Origin of the sequence: Streptosporangium sp. NPDC000095, assembly GCF_042899335.1 — a bacterium.
Lineage (GTDB): Bacteria > Actinomycetota > Actinomycetes > Streptosporangiales > Streptosporangiaceae > Streptosporangium.
In genome coordinates, this window is record NZ_JBIAZS010000008.1 from 89,772 (window position 1) to 105,978 (window position 16,207).

A 16,207-nucleotide genomic window follows, 5' to 3' on the forward strand; every position below is an offset into this window, starting at 1 on the left:
CTTACCGGCCAAACCTGTTCCGTCACCCGGTGCCGAACCTGATCGGCGTATGAGATCGGCGCACCCGCGCCGCGAGGGCCGCGGCCCACCCCCAGCCCAGGAGCGCGATGGCGCGCAGGAGCAGGCTCAACGGCCGGGAGTTCTCGCCGTTATCCGACAGCAACCCTGCCAGCAGGTAGAGAGCGAGAAGCGCCACGCCGGTGGCCGCGCAGTAAAGCGCCCACCCGCGCTCTCCCCGTACGGCGAAGTAACGGGTGAAGACGAAGCACGCCGCGACCAGCGAGACGAACAACAGGACGAAGGCGACGCCATGCAGGATGTAGCTCAGGCCGGGGTCGTCGGGAAGTCCTGGCGGCGCGCCCGGCGGGTAGCCCCACGCCGGTTCGAAGCGGAAGACGCCGGCCGCGACCAGGCCGGTCCCGTATCCACCGATCAGTAGCGGTCCCCAGGTGCCGCCGTTGCCCGGACGTAGCACCCGCCACAGCCCCGCCGCGAACGCGATGTTCAGCAACCCGGTGATCACGAAGTTGGCGATCTGGATCCACCCCAGGTCGCCCAGGCTCAGCATGCTGAGCGGCTGCCGCCGGGGATCGAAATCCGCGCGCGTGTAGTCCTGGATCACGACCACGAGGATGAACAGCGGTCCGGCGACGGCACCGCAGGTCAGCATCGCCCTCGTCAGCCGCTGTTCTCGCGTGACGGGCATGGTTCCCCCTCTTGACCGGCTCTGTGACCGGCATCCCCGAAGTGCTCGGGGGTACCGATGCTCACACTTTCCTTAGCAGCGCTAAGTGTGCATCGCCGCCATGCTTCCTTAGCGCTGCTAAGGTGTCAACCGATGGGAGAGAGCAAACGAGGAGCCGGCCTGACCCGGCAGACGGTGATCGATACGGCGCTACGGCTTCTCGACGAGGTCGGTCTGGACGGGCTCACGGTGCGCAGGCTCGCCTCGGAGCTGGGCGTCCAGTCACCCGCCCTGTACTGGCACCTGCGCAACAAGCAGGAGTTGTTCGACGGGATGGCCGACGCGATCGTCCTGGCCGCGGGGATGGGCCCGCCCCGCGACGACGAGTCCTGGCAGGACTGGCTCGCCCGCCGGGCCCGCGCGTACCGCGACTCCCTGCTCGCCCACCGCGACGGCGCCCGCCTCGTCGCCAACGCCGCGAGCCTGAGCCCGGAGACGATCAGGATGTTCGACGAGGAGCTGACCGCCATGGTCGGCCGGGGCTTCACGCCGGTTCTGGCGCTGCGTACGATCACCGCCCTCACCCGTTACGTCAACGGGTACGTCCTGCAGGAGCAGGCCGAACGCCGACAACACCCGGACGCCCCGCCGGACCGGCTCGCGACGCTGGCCGCACTGCTCGACGGCGGCACGGAGGCCACCCTGATCGCGGCGCTCCGCGAGAGCGGCGGCTCGTTCGGCGAGGACGCCTTCGAACACGGCCTCCAAGCGCTGATCGACGGCACGGCCACCGCCCTGGCCCGCACGGCCTGAACCGCGCTCATTCGGTTAGACGGCGTCCGGGCCGAAGGCTCGCAGGAACGTGTGGACGGCGGCGACGGCCACGCTCCGCAGTTCGGCGTCGGTGACCTCGCGGGTGCCGAGCCGGGACCGTGCCTCCATCGGGCCGGTGAGCAGTGCGCTGAACTGTTCGGCGGCCCGGGCCGGGTCGGTCGCGCGCAGGCGGCCGGCGAGTGTGAGCCTGGCCAGCCGGTCGGCCAGGGCTCGGGCGACGCGCTCGGCCGCATGCCCTTGGACGATGTCGAGCAGGTCGGGAAACTGGTTGAGCTCGGCCGCGAGGAGTCGCCGCAGCGCCCAGGAGCGGTCGTCGCAGTAACAGCGGAGCAGGCTGTGGCCGACCTCCTCCAGCATCGCGCGCGGCTCGCCTCCGTCGTCGGTGAGCCGCTCCAGCGCGGCCATGTTCTTGGCCAGCGCCCTGTCGGCCTGAGCGGTGATCGCTTGACGGAGCAGGGTCTCCTTGTCGCCGAAGTGGTTGTACACGGTGGCCTTGGCGACGCCCGCCTCGGCGGCGATCACATCCACCCCGGCCTGGGCGTATCCCTGGCGGGCGAACACGGTGAACGCGGCGTCCAGGATCGCCTGCCGCTTGTCGATGCGTCCGCGCGCGGGGGCGAGATCCCGCCCTGCCGAGGTTCCCGCTCCGTTCATGGGCCGCATTCTAGCGCGTCGATCACCCGACCAGACTCGTGAGTCCATCTGTCTGGACGCGATTGACTAAGACTGATCGGTCTCTTAATTTGTACTCGCTGGTCTAGTTTGCCGCGCCCCGACCACCGAAACCGCCGAGTCGAAGGACACCGCATGACACGACCCCAGGACGACAGGCTCGATCCGGCGCTGCTGCGGCTGATCGGCGTGATCCTGCTCGGCGGACTGCTGGGCATCCTCAACAGCACGATGGCCGCCGTCGCCACCGGCACCCTGGCCAGGGCCTTCGACACCTCGCTGAGCACGGTCGGCTGGGCCTCCACCGGCTTTCTGCTCGCCGTCACGGCGACCATCCCCTTCACCACCTGGGCCGTGGACCGGTTCGGGGGCAGGCGGCTGTGGCTGTGGGGCCTGGCCCTGTTCCTGGCCGGATCCCTCGCCTCCGGGCTGGCCTGGAACGTCGGCAGCCTGATCGTCTTTCGTGTCGTCCAGGGCGTCGGCGCGGGCGTCCTCGACCCGCTCGTCCTGATCCTGCTGGCCCGCGCCGCGGGTCCCCACCGCGCCGGGCGCGTGATGGGCCTGATGGGCGTGGTCCTCTCCCTCGGTCCCGTCCTCGGTCCCGTCATGGGCGGGGTCATCCTTCAAGGGCTGCCGTGGCGCTGGATGTTCCTGCTCAGCGTGCCCGTCGGCCTCGTCGCCCTGCTGCTCGCCCTGCGCGTGCTGCCCGCGGATCCACCGCTCGGGCGGCAGCGGTCGCGGGTCCGGCTCGACGTCCTCGGCCTGGCCCTGCTCGGTCCGGGGTTCGCCGCTCTCGTCCTGGCCCTCTCGCAGACGGCCGAGCAGGGCGCCTTCACCGCCTGGCAGGCGCTCACCCCTGTGGCCGCCGGCGTCGTCCTGCTCGCCGCCTACACGATCCACGCGCTCCGCGTCCGGCGTACCCCGCCCCTGATCGACCCGCGGCTGTTCGCGGGCCGGGGTTTCGCGGCGAGCGTCACCATCATGGGCCTCGGCGGGCTCGCGAACTTCGCCGCCCTGTTCGCGCTGCCGCTGTACCACCAGCAGGCGCACGGACACGGCGCGCTCGCCGCCGGGTTGCTGATGGCGCCGGTGGGCCTCGGCGGCGCCGTCAGCATGCCGCCGGCCGGACGGCTCGCGGACCGGATCGGCGCGCGCGGGCCGGCCTGCGCCGGGGCGCTCGTGGCCGCCCTCGGCGCGCTGGTCCTCACCCGGGTCGGAGCGCAGACCCCCGAGGTGTGGCCCGCGCTGGCCGCCTTCACCATGGGCCTGGGGATGGGCTTCTTCAGCGCGGCCACGATGGGATCGCTGTACCGGACGCTGCCCGCTCCGCTGGTGGCGCAGGGCAGCTCGGTGCTCTACATGCTCAACCAGCTCGGCGCCGCGATCGGCGTCGCCGTCGTCACGCTCATCCTGCAGACCGCGGACGACGTGATCACCGGCTTCCACGGCGTCTTCCTGTTCGCCTTCGCCATGATCGTGGTCGTCCTCGCCGCCGTCCCGCTCCTGCCCCGCCGCGAGGACGCTCCTCGCGGCGTCGACGTCCCGGTGTGACCCGCCGACGGCCCCGCGAACGGCCCGTCATGGGCAGGCCCGCAGACGCGGGACGGCGGTGTGCCCCCTCGCGTCACATCGAGGGTTCCGCACCCGGTGCCGGGGTGGCGGCCTTGGGCTCGCGGCGCAGCATGGCCCGCAGCCGCTTCTCGATCGGATACTCGTACAGCCGGTACAGCCCCCACGACAGCAGCACGCTGACGACCAGCCCCGCCAGCGCGTACGGCAGGTGCGCCCAGGTGGGCTCGGGGAAGTCGTAGAGCGACTGCCGCCCGAACGCGTGCTTGGCGATGGGGAAGAGCACCAGGAAGTGAACGAGGTAGAAGGCGTAGGACCACTGGCCGAGCGCCACCAGCGGGCGTGAGCTGAGCAGGCTGCGCCGCCCGGCCAGGTCGTTGGTCGCCGCCGCCGCGATGAGCAGCGCGAACACCACGATGCTGCCCCGGTTGGCGGTCTCGGCGAGCGCGGTCTGCCACACGCCGGACCAGGACCACGCCCACAGCAGCGCGAAGTAGCCGACCGTGATCGCGGTCGCCGTGCGCAACCCGATCGGGCTGCGCCAGCCCCGGCGCACGGCGGCGGCGATCACGATGCCCAGCACGAACTCGCTGACCCGGGAGATCGGCGAGTGGGTGGCGAAGTAGTACAGGTCGGAGGTGAACCAGTTCTCGGCGGTGAGCTGCGGGTTGGCAAGCCAGAGCCACACGCGCGTGCCGATGCTGATCACGATGAGCACGGCGGCGATCATCACCATCTGACGCAACGTGCGCCGCACGATCGGGCGCACCACGAACGGGAAGACCGCGTAGAAGAACGCCTCGCACGACAGCGACCAGGAGACGGTGTGCGGCACGGCGTCGCTCTGGAACGACGCGGGGAACCACGCCTGCACCATGAGCAGTGTCGCGACCGTCCACCACACCAGCGCCGTGCCGCCCTCGGTGGGCCAGAGCTGGCCCCCGACGAGCAGTGCGACCGCCGCGACGGTGGTGATGAGGAGCGAGGGCCAGATCCTGGCGAAGCGGCGCCAGTAGAACTTCGGCGCGGTGTCCCTGTCGAAGAACGTCCAGGTGAGGACATAGCCGGACAGGACGAAGAAGAACGTCACCCCGGCCGTGCCGAGGACGAACAGCTCGTTGAGGTAGGGCAGGGGCAGCAGGATCGCGACGTGGCTGAAGAACACGCCGAACGCGGCGAACCACCGCAGCCCGGTGAGCGACTCCAGCCGCGTCCTCGGCGGCCCCCCGATCGTGTCCGGTGACGGCTTGGCGGCTACCGAGGTCATGACGCCGCCTCCTCTCCCGCGAGGCCGGCTTGCGCGCGGCGCTCGTCGAGGAGCGCCGCCTGTTCACGGACGGTCGCGTGACGCAGCAGGTCGGGTAGCTCCACCTCGACGCCGAACGCCACCTCGTAGCGCAGGCTCAGCCTGGCCAGGGTGAGCGAGTGGCCGCCGAGGTCGAGGAAGCCGTCGGAGGCTCCGATCTCCTCCACGCCGAGCAGCTCGCGCCAGATCCCGGCGACGGTCTCCTCGGTGCCGCCCTCGATCGGCACGTGCCCGCCCTCTTCGCCGGGGGCCTCGGGGCTGGGCAGCTCGGTATGGGCGATGTGGCCCTCGGCGGTCCTGGGCAGGAAGTCCAGGACGGTGACGGAGCCGGGGAGCTGGTATTCGGGCAGGTGGGCGGTGAGCTCGGTGAGGTCGATCCCCTCCCCCGCCACGTACGCGGCGAGCCGGTCGTGGCGCACGTCGACGGCGGCCTCGGCGACGCCGGGCCGCCCCGCCAGGGAGCGGGCCAGCTCGTCGGTGTCCACCCGGAACCCGCCGACGGTGAACATCCGGTCGAAGCGGCCGAGCAGTTCCAGCGAGCCGTCGGGGAGAACGCGGCCGCGGTCGCCGGTGGCGGTGCCGCCGACGTGGATCTCGCCGGGAACGCCGACTGCGCCGGGGCGCCCGGTCCGGTCGGCGATCTCGATCGACGTACCGGCGAGGGCCTCGCCGAGCAGGACGCCCCTGCGGGGTTCCGTGAGCGGGTCGACCCGGTGGGCCGCGGCCCAGTGCTCGCCGTACAGGGTCCAGGTGGGAATCGCGGCGGCCAGTTCCCGCGCGAGAGCGGGCGGGGTCGTGGCCGCGTCGCAGAGCGCGGTGAACGGGCGGTCGGCGGGCAGGCCCTCATGGAGCAGCAGCCGCCACGCGGCGGACGGGGCGTGCACCACGGTGGCGTCCGCGACCAGGTCCCTCAGCCGTCCGGCGTCACGGGCGGCCTCGGGGGGCGCGGTCACCAGGTGCGCGCCGTGCAGGAGTGCGAGCAGCACGGCGTCGGCGAACGCGCCGGACGTGGGCGGGGCGAAGGTGAGCACGGTGTCGGCGACGCCCAGGCCGATCCGCGAGGCGAGGTCGGCGATCGGCGCGGCGCCCGCGCCCTCCGTACGGCCGTCGAGGACGTCCGCCTTGAGGTGGGCGTATCGCCAGACGGCCGGATCAGGACTGTCGGCGGCCGGGGGGCCTGCTCCCCTGCGTACGGCGGGCGCGAGGTTCTCGGCGCGGGCGTCGAGCTCGGCGTAGGTCAGCGTGACGGCGGAGGGGGCGCCCGTGGAAGACGTGCCCGTGGCGGTGCCTGTGGAAGTGCTCGTGGAGGTGCCGGTGGAAGGCGTGCCCGCGTGGGTGGTGACGGCGGGCGCGTCGGGGGTGAGCCGCACCCGCTCGGCGAGGACGGCGGCCGGTCCCTCGGCGCCGGTCCCTGGCTCCGCGGGCCGGGGCGCGGGAGGAAGGGAGAGGTCACCGACCGCTAGGTCCGGGTGGGCGCAGGCTCCGGCGACCAGGAGCTCGAACTGCTCGGCGAGGACCTCGACCGTGGCGGGGTCGAACAGGTCGTCGTTGTAGCCCCACAGGCCGGCCATGCCGTCGCCGTCGACGCTGAAGTCCACCATCAGGTCGAAGTGCGACACCTCGACGTCGGGGACGAACTCCGAGGCCCGCACGCCCGGCAGGTTCAGGAAGACGCCGTCGTTGTCGCGCACCCCGAGCCCCGCCTGGAACAACGGCGTGTGGCTCTGGGGCCGCTGCGGGTGCAGCTCGCGCACCAGTTCCTCGAAGGGCATCTCCTCGTGGTCGTGTCCCTCGACGGAGGCGTGACGCACGCGGCGCAGCAGTTCGCGGAAGGTGGGCTCCCCGCGCAGGTCGAGGCGCAGGCAGATGATGTTGATGAAGCATCCGACGAGCGCTTCGAGTTCGGGCCGGATGCGCCCGGCGGCGGGTACGGCGGTGACGATGTCGGCCTGGCCCGCGTAGCGCGACAGCAGCACGCCGTAGGCGGCGAGCAGCACGGTGAACGGGGTGGTGCCCTCCTCACGTGCCACCGCGCGCACGGAGGCGACGACGTCGCCCGGCAGCCGGGAGCGGTGGAAGCGGCCCGCGCGGCGCCGGTGCGGCGGCCGGGGCCGGTCGGAGGGCAGGTCGAGCAGGCGGGGTACGCCGTCCAGGGTGCGCCGCCAGTAGTCGACCAGGCGTGAGCGCACGTCCTCGGTGCGCAGCCGTTCGCGCTGCCAGAGGGAGAAGTCGGTGTACTGCAGGTCCAGGTCCGGCAGGCTCACCGGTTCGCCGGAGCCGGTACCGGCTCCGGTACCGGTCGCCCCGCCGACGGCCCCGGTGTAGAGGGCCTCGACCTCGCGCCCGACGATCCCGAAGGACGGGTCGTCGAAGACGATGTGATGGAAGGTGAGCACGAGCACGTGGTCGTCGGGGCCCAGCCGAAGCAGCAGCGCCCGCCAGAGCGGCCCGTGGCGCAGGTCGAACGGGGCGAGGATGTCGTCGGCGGCCATCCGCGCGGCCTCGGCCTCGGCGTCCGGCTCGTCACCCAGGTCGACGGAGCGCAGCACGCTCGCGGGCGCGTCACCGACGCGCTGCACGGGCATGCCGTCGACCTCCGCGACGGTGGAGCGCAGGATCTCGTGCCGCCTGATCACCTCGCACAGCGCCCGGTCGAGGGCTTGGGCGTCAAGGGGTCCGCGCAGCCGCAGCGTGGCGGGCACGTGGTAGAACCCGAAACCCGGATTGAACATCTCGCCGAACCAGATGCGCTCCTGGGTGGAGGAGACCGGCACCCCCGAATCGGGCACGGCGTGTCGCGGGATGCGATCTCGCTCGCGCCTGCGGCGGGCGATCAGGTCGTGCACATTGTCCGCGCTCTTGGAAATCGTCATGTGAATGGTGTCCTCACGTCTGTGGGGTGCAGCGTGAATGCAGAATTTTGCGTCAGGATATGTCTTGATAAGCGAGAGCATTTACCCTCTATTGCGAAAAGGCGGCGAAGCGGATATGGAGCTGCAGGGTGTGACGGCGCTGGTCTCCGGGGGCGGCGGAGGGCTCGGCGCCGCCACCGCGCGCGAGCTCGCCAAGGCCGGAGCGCACGTGGTCGTGGCCGACCTGGAGGCCGCCGCGGCGGGCCCGGTGGCCGACGAGGTGGGCGGCACGTTCGTGGAGACCGACGTGACCGACGCGGGCTCGGTCGAGCGCGCCGTGCGGACGGCCGCCGAGGTCGCGGGACCGCTGCGGGTGGCGGTGAGCTGCGCGGGAATCGCGCCCGCCGCCCGTACGGTCGGGCTGGACGGCCGCCCGCACGACCTGGAGACCTTCGAGCGGGCGCTCGCGGTCAACGTGGTCGGCACCTTCAACGTGATGCGTCTGGCCGCCGCCGCGATGGCCGCGACCGAACCGCTGGAGGACGGCGAGCGTGGCGTGGTCGTCAACACCTCCTCGGCCGCCGCCGAGGACGGCCAGGCGGGCCAGGTCGCCTACGCCGCCTCCAAGGGCGCGGTCGCGGCGCTCACCCTGCCGGCCGCCCGCGACCTCGCCTCCGTCGGCGTGCGGGTGTGCGCGCTGTCACCGGGCCTGTTCGACACCCCGCTGCTCGCGGCGATCCCGCCGGAGTTCCGGCGCCCGCTGCTGCGGCAGATCGCCTTCCCGCCCCGGCCGGGAACCCCTGCGGAGTTCGCGCGAGCGGTCCGCGCCGTATGCGAACTGGGTTACCTCAACGCCGCCGTCGTCCGCCTGGACGGCGGCCTGCGCCTGCCGAACACCTGAGGGAACTCGCCGTACGTTCGGGAGCGGAACACCGGAAAGACCCGCCGAACACGTGAAAAACCAACGGGGCGTTTGGCGGCGCAACTTCCGAGCAGAACACCGATCCCGTGAACGCCGACACGTCTCGCCGGCGGGATGCGGGGTAGCGTCCCGTTACGTTTCCATGGTCGTCGATCGAAGGAGATGAGGAAATTGCTCACCCCACCCGACGGAATGCCGAGAATCACTCCCGTCATCTTCTACTCCGATGTCGAGAAAGCCATCGAATGGCTCATCGAGGCGTTCGGATTCGAAAAGCGCAAGGTGTTGAACGACGACGACGGGTCCGTCGTCCACGCCGAGCTGTCGTTCGGCGAGGGGGTCGTGCAGCTCGCCGGAACGGGTGACGGCCGCAAGCACGAGCCGCAGGGCGAGGGCGAGCTGCGCCAGAGCCTGTACGTGTTCGTGGACGACGTGGACGAGCACTACGAGCGCGCGAAGGCCGCGGGAGCGGTGATCCGCGACAAGCCGGACACGCGTTTCTACGGTGACCGCAACTACACCACCGAGGACCTGGAGGGCCATCACTGGGTCTTCGCCCGCAGGGTCGAGGAGATCCCGTACGAGGAGATCGACACCCCATGAGCGCCGTCGAGCAGGTCAGGGAGCTGTACGAACGCTACCCGTGCCCGTCGCTGACCGTCGGCGACGACCTGATCCTGGACCTGGCGCTCGGCATCGGTATGGTCGCCAGGGACAAGACCCTGGCGGGCAAGCGGGTGCTGGACGCCGGGTGCGGCACCGGGCACCAGCTGCTCGGGCTCGCCTCGCAGTATCCCCGGGCGCACTTCACCGGCATGGACCTGTCGCAGTCGTCACTCGACGTCGCCGAGGAGCTGCGCGAACGCAACGGGCTGACCAACGTGGAGCTGGTGCGCGGCGCCATCGGCGGGGAGGGGTTCGAGGGCCCCTACGACTTGATCGTGATGACCGGGGTGCTGCACTGCCTGGACGACCCCCGCGCGGGCCTGGCCTGGCTCGCCGAGCGGCTGTCGCCCGGCGGGCTGATGTACCTGTGGCTGTTCCACAGCTTCGGCGAGCACCAGCGGCTGATCGACCGCGAGCTGGTGCGGCTGCTGTCGGGCGGCGACACCGGCGAGGAGGGCCTGTCGGTGGTGCACCGGCTGGGCTTCGGCCGCTCCGCGGGCCGCTACGGCACGGGCACCGCGCCCGGCGCCGACCCACGCGACCAGGACGTGCTGGACGCCGACGCCTACCTGCACCCGGTCATGCGCACCCACCGCTTCGGTGACGCGGCCCGCCTGTTCGAGGGCCTCGACGGGATCGGCTGGGTCGCGCTGAACGGCGTCAACTGGGACGGCGGCGGCAAGATCCTGGACCTGGGCCGTCGCCACCCCGCCTCACCGGTGTTCCTGTCGGACGCCGACCTGTTCGACGACGAGGAGCTGCTCGCCCGCTACGCGGCGCTGCCCGTCGCCGAACGGGCCGCGGTGATGGAGCTGCGGCTCGCGCCGACCGGCTTCACCGTCGTGGCCGGCACCCCGGAGGCGGAGAGGCTGTGCGAGTCCAGGATCTCGGGCAACGTGCTCCTGCGGAACCAGATGGCCGCTCCCGGCGAGACCGGCGACCGGTGATGACCGTGACACCCTGCCGGACGTGCGTCCGGCAGGTGAAAGGCGCGTCCGGGCCGACCGGCGTGGGCCGGCCCGGACGCGCCGAACAACTCACTCAGGCGAGGTCGAACCGGTCGAGGTTCATCACCTTGACCCACGCGGCGACGAAGTCCTTCACGAACTTCTCCTTCGCGTCGTCGCTCGCGTAGACCTCCGCGAGCGCGCGCAGCTCGGAGTTCGACCCGAAGACGAGGTCGGCGCGGCTGCCGGTCCACTTGACCTCGCCCGTGGCGAGGTCGCGGCCCTCGAACGTGCTCTCGTCCTCCGACGTCGCCTTCCACCTCGTGCCCAGGTCGAGCAGGTTGACGAAGAAGTCGTTGGTCAGGACCCCGGGGGTCGTGGTGAGGACGCCGAGCGAGGACTGCCCGTGGTTGGCGCCCAGGACACGCAGGCCACCGACGAGGACCGTCATCTCGGGGGCGCTCAGGGTGAGCAGGTTCGCCCGGTCGATCAGCAGGTACTCGGCGGGCAAGCGGTTGCCCTTGCCGAGGTAGTTGCGGAACCCGTCGGAGGTCGGCTCGAGCGCGGCGAACGACTCCACGTCGGTCTGCTCCTGCGAGGCGTCCACCCGGCCCGGCGTGAAGGGGACCTCGATGTCGAAGCCCGCGTCCTTGGCGGCCCGCTCGACGGCGGCGCTGCCGGCGAGCACGATCAGGTCGGCGATCGAGACCTGCTTGCCCCCGCTCCGCACGGCGTTGAACGCCTCCTGGATCTCCTCCAGGACGCGCAGCACGGTGGCCAGCTGGTCGGGGTCGTTCACCTCCCACCCCTTCTGCGGCTCGAGGCGGACGCGCGCGCCGTTGGCGCCGCCGCGCTTGTCGCTGCCACGGAAGGAGAAGGCCGACGCCCACGCGGCCGACACCAGCTGGGAGACCGGCAGGCCGGAGGCGAGGATCTTGCTCTTGAGGAAGGCGACGTCATCGGCGTCGATCGGCTGGTACGTCGCGGTGGGCAGGGGGTCCTGCCACAGCAGCGTCTCGGACGGGACCTCCGGGCCGAGGTAGCGCACGACCGGGCCCATGTCGCGGTGGGTCAGCTTGAACCACGCCCGGGCGAAGGCGTCCGCGAACGCGGCGGGGTTCTCCAGGAAGCGCCGCGAGATCTGGTCGTAGACCGGGTCCACCCGCAGCGCGAGGTCGGTCGTGAGCATCGTCGGAGCGTGGCTCTTCGACGGGTCGTGGGCGTCGGGGACCGTACCGGCACCGGCGCCGTCCTTGGGCTTCCACTGGTGCGCGCCCGCAGGGCTCTTGCTCAGCTCCCACTCGTAGCCGTAGAGGATCTCGAAGAAGCTGTTGTCCCACGTCACCGGGGTGTTCGTCCACGCACCCTCGAGACCGCTGGTGATCGTGTCGCCACCCTTGCCGGTGCCGTAGGTGTTGTTCCAGCCCAGGCCCTGCTCCTCGATCGAGGCGGCCTCCGGGTCGGCGCCGACGTGGTCGGCCGGGCCCGCGCCGTGGGTCTTGCCGAAGGTGTGACCGCCCGCGATCAGGGCGACCGTCTCCTCGTCGTTCATCGCCATCCTGCGGAACGTCTCGCGGATGTCGCGGGCCGAGGCGAGCGGGTCCGGGTTGCCGTTCGGGCCCTCGGGGTTGACGTAGATGAGACCCATCTGGACCGCGCCGAGCGGGCTTTCGAGCTCCCGGTCACCGGTGTAGCGCTGGTCGTCGAGCCAGATGGTCTCCGGACCCCAGTAGACGTCCTCCTCGGGCTCCCAGACGTCCGCACGGCCGCCGGCGAAACCGAAGGTCTCGAAGCCCATCGACTCCAGGGCGACGTTGCCGGACAGGACCAGGAGGTCGGCCCACGAGAGCGCCTGGCCGTACTTCTTCTTGACCGGCCACAGCAGGCGGCGGGCCTTGTCGAGGTTGGCGTTGTCGGGCCAGCTGTTGAGGGGGGCGAAACGCTGCTGACCGGCACCGGCGCCGCCGCGGCCGTCGCTGATCCGGTAGGTGCCCGCGCTGTGCCAGGCCATCCGGATGATGAACGGGCCGTAGTTACCGTAGTCGGCCGGCCACCAGTCCTGCGAGGTGGTGAGCACCTGCGCGATGTCCCGCTTCACGGCCGCGAGGTCGAGGGACTTGAACGCCTCGGCGTAGTCGAACTCCTCGCCGAGGGGGTTGGCCACGGCGGGGTTCTTCGCGAGGATCTTCAGGTTGAGCCGCTCCGACCACCACTGGCGGTTTCCGCCGCCCTGAGTCGGGTGCGGGGCGCGCTCGTGCGCGACCGGGCAGCCACCTTCGCCCTCCGCCTTCGCGTCCGTGACGATTGCATCGTGGTTCTCAGACATGGAATCCTTCTGGATCTTCTGTTTCAGGGAGTCGCGGCGCTCAGGAGCCGCGAGGGGTGGAACAGCCGGGGCACAGGCCCCAGAAGATGACCTCGGCCTCGTCGATCGAGAAGCCGTGGTCGTCGGACGCGGTCAGGCAGGGCGCCTCACCGACCACGCAGTCGACGTCGGCGACGACACCGCACGACCTGCACACGATGTGATGGTGGTTGTCGCCGACACGCCCCTCGAACCTGGCCGGACTGCCGGCAGGCTCGATGCGGCGTAAGAGCCCGGCCGCGGTGAGCGCCTGGAGGGCCTCGTACACGGCCTGGAGTGAGATGTGGCCCACCCGATCGCGCACTCCGGAGGCGATCGCCTCGACTCCGAGGTGGTTGCCGTCCCGGACGGTCTCGAGCAGGGCCACCCGCGCGGCCGTCACCCGCAGGCCCACCCCGCGCAGCTCATCTGCGGTGGTCGGAGTGCCAGGTGCGGTCATGGGGCCAAATCTAGCGCCATAAACACGAAGAGTTCAAGTTAACGAACGATGCAAATTTAGAACCCCGCCAGGCGAGGAGACGGTCCGGGTTCCCCGAGGACCCGAGGACCGGCTCCGAGTGGCGACTCCGGCCACCCGGAACGGCCCGGTGGGAGTTTCGTCCTGGTTGTTCCGTCTCAGTTGGGGAGGACCGAGAGGCCGGACTGGGCGACGATGGCCTGAAGTGCGGCGACGTGGCCGGTGTAGGCGGCGCGCCCCTCGCGGGTGAGGCTGAACCATGTCCTCGGGCGCTTGCCGACGTGCCCCTTGCGGATCTTCACGTAACCGGCCGCCTCCAGGGCGCTCGCGTGCTTGGACAGCACCGAGTCGCTGACGCCCAGGTTGTCGCGGACGAAGGCGAACTCCGCCTCGTCGGCGGCGGCCAGCAGCGAGACGATCCCCAACCGGGTCGGCGCGTGGATCGCCGGGTCGAGTCGCGGCGTCATCGCGTCACCGCCTCCGCCCGGCGGACGGCCCGCCCGGACATCCAGCGGGCCAGAAGAGGCGTGGTGATCGCCGCGACCACAGTCATGATCACACCCATGAGCGTACGCGGGTAGGTGAGGCCCAGTTCCGTGAACCACAACGCCATCAGGGCGGCCCCGACACCGGTGGCGACCAGCCAGCCGGTGAAACCGATCCACGCCCACGGGTCCACCACGGAGGAGTGCAGGCGCATGTTCGCGTTCTTGACGTCTGTCACGAACTTGAGGACGGCGACGGCGAGACCGGCCGACAGGGCCGGCACCGCGATCCAGATCCACCAGGCGGGCGGGACCTCGGTGACGAACTGTATTCCGGCGACGAAGACCCAGACCGCCACGGGATACCAGGCGGGGAACATCGGCGGCGCGGCGCGCAGGGCCCTGCGCCGCGTCTCGTGAACCTGGTCCAGCGTCCGCGCAGCCTCTTCCGGGGAGATTTCCATGCCCACTCCTTCACTCTTTCCTATCTGGAAAGTACTTTCTACTTTCCAGATCGTCAAGTACTTTCCGAGACTGGCCAAGCATGGACAGGCCCTTCCGACGACCGCCCCCGCCAGGAGAGACTTCCGCGCCTTTCCGCGGACGATGCAACAGTTCGCCCGGTCAATCCATCTGAGAGGTGATGGGACGACGAAAGGCGAGGGCAGTTGGAATCAGATCCCCGGTTCGCCGGGTTCGTCGCCGAGCGCGGTGACGCACTGTTGCGTTACGGCTACGTCCTGGCCGGGAACCCGCACGACGCGGCCGACCTGGTGCAGGAGGCGCTGCTGAGGCTGCGCGCCGCCTGGCCGAGACTGCGCGCCAAGGACAACCCGGAAAGTTACGTGCGTACCACCATGGCCAGACTCCACACGGCGACCTGGCGACTACGACGGCGCGAGCTGCTCGCCTGGGACCCACCGGAGCACGGGTACCACGACACGCCGCCCGGCGAGGACGAGCGGGCGCTGGAGGAGGCGCTGGCCGGTTTGCCCCGCAAGCAGCGGGTGGTGCTGGTGTTGCGCTACTACGAAGGGCTGACCGACGAGGAGATCGCGACGGCCCTGAAGATCTCCCGCGGAACCGTGCGGAGCCAGGCGTCGCGGGCGCTCGGCAAGCTCCGTTCCGCGGCGGGCGAGCACACGGAGGAGAACGTCATGTCGGAGCACGGGGAGCGTCGATGACCGACATCGAGGAGCGGTTGAGCAGGTCCCTGGGCCGCATGGCCGAACGAGCGCCACGACTGGCCCCCTCGGCGGCGGAACGGCTGGAGACCGGCCACCGGCGGCGTAGGAGCAGGTCCCAGACCCTGCTCGCGGCGGCGACCATCGTGGCGGTCGCCGGCGGGATGACCGTAGCCCTGCAGGGGGGCGACGACGGAAGGGCGGTGACCGTGGCCGACCACCCGTCGGGAAGGCCGTTCGTGGAGATCGACACCATCGTCGAACCCGTCGAGAAGGTGTGGCCGCAGGCGGTGTGGAAGATACCCGCCAAGGATCCCGAGGGCAGGCGACTGCGTCCGATCGCACTGACCGACGACCAGAACCTGCTGGTCGAGGCGCTCTCCGAGGCCATGCGGCCCGAGGTTCTCTACCTCTACGACCTGACCGGAGGAGATCTACGAAAGATCACGGATATACGCGCGCCGGGGAACGCCGCGAACATCGGCCTGGGCGAGAGCATGGTGGCGTGGTCGACCTCGACGAAGACCTCCGTGCGCCTCTGGGCCGTACCGCTGACCGGAGGCGAGGCCAGGCAGGTGGCCGAGCACAGGACCGGAGGCGACACGATCGACGGCCTCGCCGTGGCGAAGGGCGCGATCGTGTTCTCCGTGCGGAAGGGCGGGGTGTTCAGCGTTCCCGTGGACGGGGGCCGGGTGACACCGCTCGACCACGGGACCGGGCTGCACCTGCTGTCCTGGCCGTGGGCGGGCTCGCCGGGCACATGGAGCCCACAGGACGGGGCGGACGGGGCGCCGTTCACCCACCTGGTCAACCTGGAGACCGGCCAGACCGACGACGCGGCCCCTGCCCGGCAGGGACAGCAACTGCTCGCCTGCGGCGTCCAGTCCTGCATCTCGACGACGCCCGGCGGCGCCAGAGCGTTCACCCGGTCACGTGACGGCTCGACACAGCAGGAGGTGCCGCCCGGTTTCCATATCCCGGAGCCTCCCAGCCAGAGCCGCTTCTACGCGCGCAACCTCCGAGACGACGCCCCAGGGCTCGGGCTCTACGACATGAAGACCGGAAAGCTGGCGGCCTTCGACAGCGGGAACGACGGCACGCAGGGCGGGGTCCCGGTCGCCGACCGGGCCGGGCGGATGATGACGTACCTCACCGTGGAAGGCAGATATGTGATCGACCTGTCCAGGATCCCCTGACGGCGCCGCGTACAGGGGCCCGCGCGGGCACCGGGGTCCGCGCGGGCGGCGCCCTCGGTGAGGATGC

General features: G+C 71.0%; 15 protein-coding genes. 7 read left to right on the plus strand and 8 right to left on the minus strand.

Going from position 1 to position 16,207, the window contains the following annotated elements:
* Window positions 1-22: 22 nt before the first annotated feature.
* A complete protein-coding gene (locus tag ACFY3V_RS19270) occupies window positions 23-706 on the minus strand; it encodes a DUF998 domain-containing protein (RefSeq protein WP_362905878.1) in 684 nt (227 codons plus the stop codon).
* Window positions 707-838: 132 nt separating this feature from the next.
* On the opposite strand from ACFY3V_RS19270, the gene ACFY3V_RS19275 reads away from it, so the two are divergent.
* Entirely contained in the window at window positions 839-1,498 is a 660-nt protein-coding gene (locus tag ACFY3V_RS19275; RefSeq protein ID WP_362905876.1) for a TetR/AcrR family transcriptional regulator C-terminal domain-containing protein, read from the plus strand.
* A gap of 15 nt (window positions 1,499-1,513) precedes the next feature.
* On the opposite strand, the gene ACFY3V_RS19280 is transcribed toward ACFY3V_RS19275, so the two are convergent.
* Window positions 1,514-2,173: a TetR/AcrR family transcriptional regulator gene (locus ACFY3V_RS19280; protein WP_362905874.1), complete on the minus strand. Its 660-nt coding sequence runs from the start codon at window positions 2,171-2,173 to the stop codon at window positions 1,514-1,516.
* A 153-nt stretch (window positions 2,174-2,326) separates the two neighbouring features.
* On the opposite strand from ACFY3V_RS19280, the gene ACFY3V_RS19285 reads away from it, so the two are divergent.
* Window positions 2,327-3,742, plus strand: coding sequence for a DHA2 family efflux MFS transporter permease subunit (locus ACFY3V_RS19285; protein ID WP_362905872.1), 1,416 nt, complete (start codon window positions 2,327-2,329; stop codon window positions 3,740-3,742).
* 73 nt (window positions 3,743-3,815) lie between these two features.
* On the opposite strand, the gene ACFY3V_RS19290 is transcribed toward ACFY3V_RS19285, so the two are convergent.
* Window positions 3,816-5,027: an acyltransferase family protein gene (locus ACFY3V_RS19290; protein WP_389774908.1), complete on the minus strand. Its 1,212-nt coding sequence runs from the start codon at window positions 5,025-5,027 to the stop codon at window positions 3,816-3,818.
* On the minus strand, window positions 5,024-7,939 hold the full coding sequence (locus ACFY3V_RS19295; protein ID WP_389774911.1) for a condensation domain-containing protein: 2,916 nt from the start codon (window positions 7,937-7,939) through the stop codon (window positions 5,024-5,026). The genes ACFY3V_RS19290 and ACFY3V_RS19295 overlap by 4 nt, the downstream gene beginning before the upstream one ends.
* 115 nt (window positions 7,940-8,054) lie before the next feature.
* Here ACFY3V_RS19295 and ACFY3V_RS19300 point away from each other — a divergent pair, with 115 nt between their 5' ends.
* The 3 genes from ACFY3V_RS19300 (at window position 8,055) to ACFY3V_RS19310 (ending at window position 10,453) form a co-directional block, all read left to right on the plus strand.
* Window positions 8,055-8,819: an SDR family NAD(P)-dependent oxidoreductase gene (locus ACFY3V_RS19300; protein ID WP_362905866.1), complete on the plus strand. Its 765-nt coding sequence runs from the start codon at window positions 8,055-8,057 to the stop codon at window positions 8,817-8,819.
* 183 nt (window positions 8,820-9,002) lie between these two features.
* Window positions 9,003-9,443, plus strand: a complete 441-nt coding sequence (locus tag ACFY3V_RS19305; protein WP_350949423.1) for a VOC family protein — start codon at window positions 9,003-9,005, stop codon at window positions 9,441-9,443.
* Window positions 9,440-10,453 carry a class I SAM-dependent methyltransferase gene (locus ACFY3V_RS19310; protein ID WP_389774916.1) on the plus strand — a complete coding sequence of 338 codons (1,014 nt, stop codon included), beginning with the start codon at window positions 9,440-9,442 and terminating at the stop codon, window positions 10,451-10,453. The genes ACFY3V_RS19305 and ACFY3V_RS19310 overlap by 4 nt, the downstream gene beginning before the upstream one ends.
* 94 nt (window positions 10,454-10,547) lie before the next feature.
* Here the strand turns inward: ACFY3V_RS19310 and katG are convergent, their stop codons facing one another.
* From katG to ACFY3V_RS19330, 4 genes are all read right to left on the minus strand, one after another.
* Window positions 10,548-12,779, minus strand: coding sequence for a catalase/peroxidase HPI (gene katG / locus ACFY3V_RS19315; RefSeq protein WP_389774919.1), 2,232 nt, complete (start codon window positions 12,777-12,779; stop codon window positions 10,548-10,550).
* Window positions 12,780-12,819: 40 nt separating this feature from the next.
* Complete coding sequence (locus tag ACFY3V_RS19320; RefSeq protein WP_350949426.1) at window positions 12,820-13,257, minus strand: Fur family transcriptional regulator; 438 nt, start codon at window positions 13,255-13,257, stop codon at window positions 12,820-12,822.
* Between the two features lie 176 nt (window positions 13,258-13,433).
* Window positions 13,434-13,742: a transcriptional regulator gene (locus ACFY3V_RS19325; protein ID WP_362905858.1), complete on the minus strand. Its 309-nt coding sequence runs from the start codon at window positions 13,740-13,742 to the stop codon at window positions 13,434-13,436.
* Window positions 13,739-14,224: a hypothetical protein gene (locus ACFY3V_RS19330; protein ID WP_362905856.1), complete on the minus strand. Its 486-nt coding sequence runs from the start codon at window positions 14,222-14,224 to the stop codon at window positions 13,739-13,741. Before ACFY3V_RS19330 ends, ACFY3V_RS19325 begins: the two co-directional genes overlap by 4 nt.
* A gap of 204 nt (window positions 14,225-14,428) precedes the next feature.
* On the opposite strand from ACFY3V_RS19330, the gene ACFY3V_RS19335 reads away from it, so the two are divergent.
* Complete coding sequence (locus ACFY3V_RS19335) at window positions 14,429-14,944, plus strand: SigE family RNA polymerase sigma factor (RefSeq protein WP_389774924.1); 516 nt, start codon at window positions 14,429-14,431, stop codon at window positions 14,942-14,944.
* On the plus strand, window positions 14,941-16,140 hold the full coding sequence (locus ACFY3V_RS19340) for a TolB family protein (RefSeq protein ID WP_389774926.1): 1,200 nt from the start codon (window positions 14,941-14,943) through the stop codon (window positions 16,138-16,140). The genes ACFY3V_RS19335 and ACFY3V_RS19340 overlap by 4 nt, the downstream gene beginning before the upstream one ends.
* The last annotated feature ends 67 nt before the right edge of the window (window positions 16,141-16,207 follow it).